The organism is Pseudomonas agronomica, assembly GCF_025917275.1.
Lineage (GTDB): Bacteria > Pseudomonadota > Gammaproteobacteria > Pseudomonadales > Pseudomonadaceae > Aquipseudomonas > Aquipseudomonas agronomica.
On sequence record NZ_JAOSHO010000340.1, the window covers coordinates 1 to 5,728 of the forward strand.

At 62.1% G+C, this 5,728-nt stretch carries 4 protein-coding genes; all 4 read left to right on the top strand.

Features of this window, described 5'->3' with window-relative positions:
• Window positions 1–533 (top strand): DUF3313 domain-containing protein (locus tag OC610_RS20020; RefSeq protein WP_264430140.1); only part of this gene is annotated, 533 nt, incomplete at its 5' end.
• Between the two features lie 108 nt (window positions 534–641).
• On the top strand, window positions 642–1,142 hold the full coding sequence (gene tpx / locus OC610_RS20025; protein WP_198796996.1) for a thiol peroxidase: 501 nt from the start codon (window positions 642–644) through the stop codon (window positions 1,140–1,142).
• A 190-nt stretch (window positions 1,143–1,332) separates the two neighbouring features.
• Window positions 1,333–2,649: an MdtA/MuxA family multidrug efflux RND transporter periplasmic adaptor subunit gene (locus OC610_RS20030; RefSeq protein ID WP_264430142.1), complete on the top strand. Its 1,317-nt coding sequence runs from the start codon at window positions 1,333–1,335 to the stop codon at window positions 2,647–2,649.
• Window positions 2,646–5,728: MdtB/MuxB family multidrug efflux RND transporter permease subunit (locus tag OC610_RS20035; protein WP_264430143.1), on the top strand; the 3,083-nt coding region annotated here is incomplete at its 3' end. The genes OC610_RS20030 and OC610_RS20035, both read left to right, overlap by 4 nt.

A 5,728-nucleotide genomic window follows, 5' to 3' on the forward strand; every position in this document is an offset into this window, starting at 1 on the left:
CGGGGGCGGAGGTGATGCGTTGGGTGGATCCGAAAATCAATCTGGCCAAGTACTCCAGCGTGTATATCGAGCCGACACAGCTCTACCCCAAGCCACAACCTACCGTGAAGATTCCCGCCGCCACCTTGGCCGGTATTACCAGCTACTACGACCAGGCGCTCAAGCGAGAGGCGGGCAAGTCCTTGCCTGTGGCGACCAGTCCCGGACCGGGCGTATTGGTGGTGCGGGCGGCTATCACTGCAGTGAGCAGCAAGACCGAAGGGCTGAAGCCTTATGAAGTGATTCCAATTGCCCTGGTGGCAGCCGCGGTCAGTACGGCCAGCGGCATTCGCGATCAGGAAACCACGCTGGGCACCGAAGCGGTTTTTCTCGACGGTGGTAATAATGCAGTGATCGCCCAGGTGGTGCGCAAGGGCACGGGCAAGCCGTTGTCGAACGAGTCCCAGGTGATGAAGCCCGACGATGTCAAGAACGTGATCGATGGCTGGGCGGCGGATCTGCACCAGTCCTATCTGCGTCTCAAGGCGAAATAGCCCGTTTGTAGGAATCGTCACTTTTTTCGCGCAGCCATAGGTCGGAGCACCATTTCATGGTTAACTCCGGCCTCACCATTTTTCAAACCTGTCAGAAGGAATCCGTTCATGGCTCAAGTCACCCTCAAAGGCAACCCGGTCCAAGTCAACGGTCAATTGCCACAAGCCGGTTCCAAGGCGCCAGCCTTTTCCCTGGTTGCCGGCAATCTGTCGGATGTTTCCCTGAAGGACTTCGCCGGCAAGCGCAAGGTGCTGAACATTTTCCCAAGCGTCGACACGCCGACCTGCGCCACGTCGGTGCGCAAGTTCAACGCCCAGGCCAACGACCTGAATAACACCGTGGTGCTGTGCATTTCCGCCGACCTGCCATTTGCCCAGGCCCGTTTCTGTGGCGCCGAAGGCCTGGAGAACGTACAGAACCTGTCCACCCTGCGCGGTGCCGAGTTCATCGAGAACTACGGCGTTGCCATTGCCGACGGCCCGCTCAAAGGCCTGACTGCCCGCGCCGTGGTGGTGCTGGACGAAAATGACACCGTGCTGCACAGCGAACTGGTCAAGGAAATCGCTGAAGAGCCGAACTACGAGGCGGCACTCGCAGCGCTGAAATAACTAGTCTGAAATAAAGTATTTATTACAATTGTTAACGGCCTGGCCTGCCCAGGCCGTTTTCATTTGTGTTTCAACGCCTTAGTCGAGTATGCGAAAGGTAAGCCCAAGGTAAATTGCCGGTAAAGGCGCTTTGCTAAATACCCGCCAGTGCTTATCGTTCAGCCTCCTGTAGAAGAAGCCCACGCGCCCAATGGTTGACCATTCAATGCCATCCTCTGTTTCCCGCAAATCCCGTCGCTGGTTGTTCGGCCTGTTTGTCGTATTGGTCGTTGCTGTGTTGGCCTGGAAATTCTGGCCGGCCAGCACCGATTCGAAAAATGCGTCAGGGCAGAAAGGCGCGGTGGGGCATATGGGGCGCTCGGGTGGCATGCGGCCAGGCTTTGGCGGTGCGACGGGGCCGATTCCGGTTCGCGTGGCACCGGCGGTCACTGGGGATTTCCCGCTTTACTACAAGGCGCTGGGCACCGTCACGGCGCTCAACACCATCAACGTGCGCAGCCGCGTGGGCGGCGAGTTGGTGAAGATTGCCTTTGAAGAAGGACAGATGGTCAAGGCTGGGGACCTGCTGGCCGAGATCGACCCGCGTCCATACCAGAATGCCTTGCTTCAGGCCGAAGGCACGTTGCTGCAAAACCAGGCCCAACTGAAGAACGCACAAGTGGACCTGGAGCGTTATCGCGGCTTGTACGCCGAAGACAGCATTGCCAAGCAGACCCTGGATACCGCCGCTGCGCTGGTGGGACAATACCAGGGCACGGTCAAGACCAACCAGGCAGCGGTCAACGACGCCAAGCTCAACCTGGAATTCACCAAGATCCGCGCGCCGATTTCCGGGCGCGTGGGCCTGCGGCAACTCGACCTCGGCAACCTGGTGGCGGCCAACGACACCACGGCCCTGGCCGTCATCACCCAGACCCAGCCCATCAGCGTGGTCTTCACGCTGCCGGAGAACAACCTCGAAACCGTGCTCGCCCGCTACCGCAGCGGGGCGAAACTGCCGGTCGAGGCCTGGGACCGTGGCGATGTGAAGCTCCAGGCCAGCGGCGTGCTGCAAAGTCTGGACAACCAGATCGACGTCACCACCGGCACCTTGAAATTCAAGGCCCGCTATGAGAACCGCGACCAGTCGCTGTTCCCCAATCAGTTCGTCAACGTGCGCCTGCTGGCCGACACCCTGAAAGGCGTGGTGCTCGCGCCGACGGCCGCCATTCAGTTCGGCACCAACGGCACGTTTGTCTATGCCTTGGACGGTGACAAGAGGGTCACGATCAAACAGCTCAGGATCGGCGCCAGCGATGGCGAGCATACGGTGGTCACAGAAGGGTTGGCCGCCGGCGACCGGGTGGTGCTCGAAGGCACCGACCGCCTGAAGGAAGGCAGCGAAGTGGAAGTGGTCAACGACAGCCAGGAAGTGCCGACCACGCCGACCGAGCACCTGCAGGGCAAGAGCGCCGCGGCCCCGACTGAGCCGGCAGCAGCCGACAAGGCGAAAAAGGGCGGCGCATGAATCTCTCGCGGCTGTTCATCCTTCGCCCGGTCGCCACCACCCTGAGCATGCTGGCCATTGTCCTGGCCGGCCTGATTGCCTACCGATTGCTGCCGGTGTCGGCATTGCCCCAGGTCGACTACCCGACCATCCGCGTCATGACCCTGTACCCGGGCGCCAGCCCCGACGTGATGACCAGCGCCGTGACCGCGCCGCTGGAGCGCCAGTTCGGGCAAATGCCGGGCCTGACGCAGATGGCATCCACCAGTTCCGGTGGGGCGTCGGTGATTACCCTGCGTTTCAACCTGGACATCAACATGGATGTCGCCGAGCAGCAGGTGCAGGCCGCGATCAACGCGGCGACCAATCTGTTGCCCGGCGATCTACCGGCGCCTCCGGTGTACAACAAGGTCAACCCGGCCGACACCCCGGTACTGACCCTGGCAATTACCTCCAAGACGATGCTGTTGCCCAAGCTCAATGACTTGGTGGATACGCGCATGGCGCAGAAAATCGCCCAGATCAGCGGCGTCGGTATGGTGACGATTGCCGGTGGCCAGCGCCAGGCCGTGCGGATCAAGGTCAACCCGGAAGCGCTGGCGTCCGCGGGCCTGAACCTGGCGGACGTGCGCACCCTGATCGGCGCCTCCAACGTCAACCAGCCCAAGGGTAACTTCGACGGCCCGACCCGGGTCTCGATGCTCGATGCCAACGACCAGTTGACCTCGCCCAAGGACTACGCCGAACTGATCCTGGCCTACGCCAACGGCGCGCCGCTGCGGCTCAAGGACGTGGCAGAGATCGTCGATGGCGCCGAAAACGAGCGCCTCGCCGCCTGGGCCAACGAGAACCAGGCCGTGCTGCTGAACATCCAGCGCCAGCCCGGCGCCAACGTCATCGAGGTGGTGGACCGGATCAAGGCCCTGCTACCCAGCATCACCGACAACCTGCCGGCCGGCCTCGACGTGACCGTGCTGACCGATCGCACCCAGACCATCCGTGCTTCTGTCACCGACGTCCAGCATGAGCTGCTGATCGCCATCGCCCTGGTGGTCATGGTGACGTTCCTGTTCCTGCGCCGGGTCAGCGCCACGATCATTCCCTCTGTGGCCGTGCCGTTGTCGCTGATCGGTACGTTCGGCGTGATGTACCTGGCCGGTTTCTCCATCAACAACCTGACCTTGATGGCCCTGACCATCGCCACCGGTTTCGTGGTGGACGACGCCATCGTCATGCTGGAAAACATCGCCCGTTTCATCGAGGAAGGCGACAGCCCGATGCAGGCGGCGCTCAAGGGCGCGAAGCAGATCGGCTTCACCTTGATTTCCCTGACGCTGTCGCTCATCGCGGTGTTGATCCCGCTGCTGTTCATGGCCGATGTGGTCGGGCGGCTGTTTCGCGAATTCGCCATCACCCTGGCGGTGGCGATCCTGATCTCGCTGGTGGTGTCCCTGACCCTGACGCCGATGATGTGCGCGCGCTTGCTCAAGCGCGAGCCGAAGGAAGAGGAGCAGGGCCGTTTCTACCGGGCCAGCGGTGCCTGGATCGACTGGTTGATCGCCGGCTATGGGCGCAAGTTGCAGTGGGTCCTCAAGCATCAACCGCTGACGCTGTTGGTGGCAGTGGGCAGCCTGGTGTTGACGGTGGTGTTGTACCTGGCCGTGCCCAAGGGTTTTTTCCCGGTGCAGGACACTGGCGTGATCCAAGGTATCTCCGAGGCGCCGCAGGCGATTTCGTTTGCCGCGATGGGCGAGCGCCAGCAGCAATTGGCCAAGGTCATCCTCGCCGACCCGGCGGTGGAGAGCCTGTCTTCCTACATCGGTGTAGACGGTGACAACGCGACGCTCAACAGCGGTCGCTTGCTGATCAACCTCAAGCCTCACCGTGAGCGGGACGACAGCGCCAGCGAGATCATCGCCCGCTTGCAACCGCAGTTGGACCGGCTGGTGGGCATTCGGCTGTTCATGCAGCCGGTGCAGGACCTGACCATCGAAGACCGGGTCAGCCGCACCCAATATCAATTCAGCCTGTCATCGCCGGATGCCGAATTGCTCAGCCTCTGGAGCGGTCGCCTGGTCGAAGCGCTCGCTCAACAGCCGGAACTCACCGACGTTGCCAGCGACTTGCAGGACAAGGGCTTGCAGGTTTACCTGGTGATTGACCGAGATGCTGCCTCGCGGCTGGGCGTGTCGGTGTCGAACATCACCGATGCGCTCTACGACGCCTTCGGCCAGCGACAGATTTCCACCATCTACACCCAGGCCAGCCAGTACCGCGTAGTGCTTCAAGCCCAGTCCGGGGAAAAGATCGGCCCGCAGGCACTGGACCAGATACACGTCAAGACCACCGACGGCGGGCAAGTCCGCCTGTCGAGCCTGGCGCGGGTAGAGGAGCGCCAGGCACAACTGGCGATTGCCCACATCGGCCAGTTCCCGGCGGTGATGATGTCGTTCAACCTGGCGCCAGGCGTGGCCCTCGGGCACGCCGTCGACGTCATTGAAAAGGTGCAGAAGGACATCGGCATGCCCGTTGGCGTGCAGACCGAATTCCAGGGCGCGGCGCAGGCGTTCCAGGCGTCGCTGTCGAGCACTTTGCTGCTGATCCTGGCGGCGGTGGTGACCATGTACATCGTGCTGGGCGTGTTGTACGAGAGCTACATCCATCCGATCACGATTCTTTCCACCTTGCCCTCGGCGGCCATCGGCGCCTTGCTCGCGTTGATCCTCAGCGGCAATGATTTGGGCATGATTGCGATCATCGGCATCATCCTGCTGATTGGCATCGTCAAGAAGAACGCGATCATGATGATCGACTTCGCCCTCGACGCCGAGCGCAACCAGGGCATGGACCCGCAGACCGCCATCTACCAGGCCGCGCTGTTGCGCTTCCGACCGATCCTGATGACCACCCTCGCGGCCCTGTTCGGCGCCGTGCCGCTGATGCTCGCCACCGGCTCCGGCGCCGAATTGCGCCAACCGCTGGGCCTGGTAATGGTGGGCGGCTTGTTGGTAAGCCAGGTGCTGACGCTGTTCACCACGCCGGTGATCTACCTGTACTTCGATCGCCTGGGGCGCCGGTTTGCCAGGCCTGAGGCGGATGA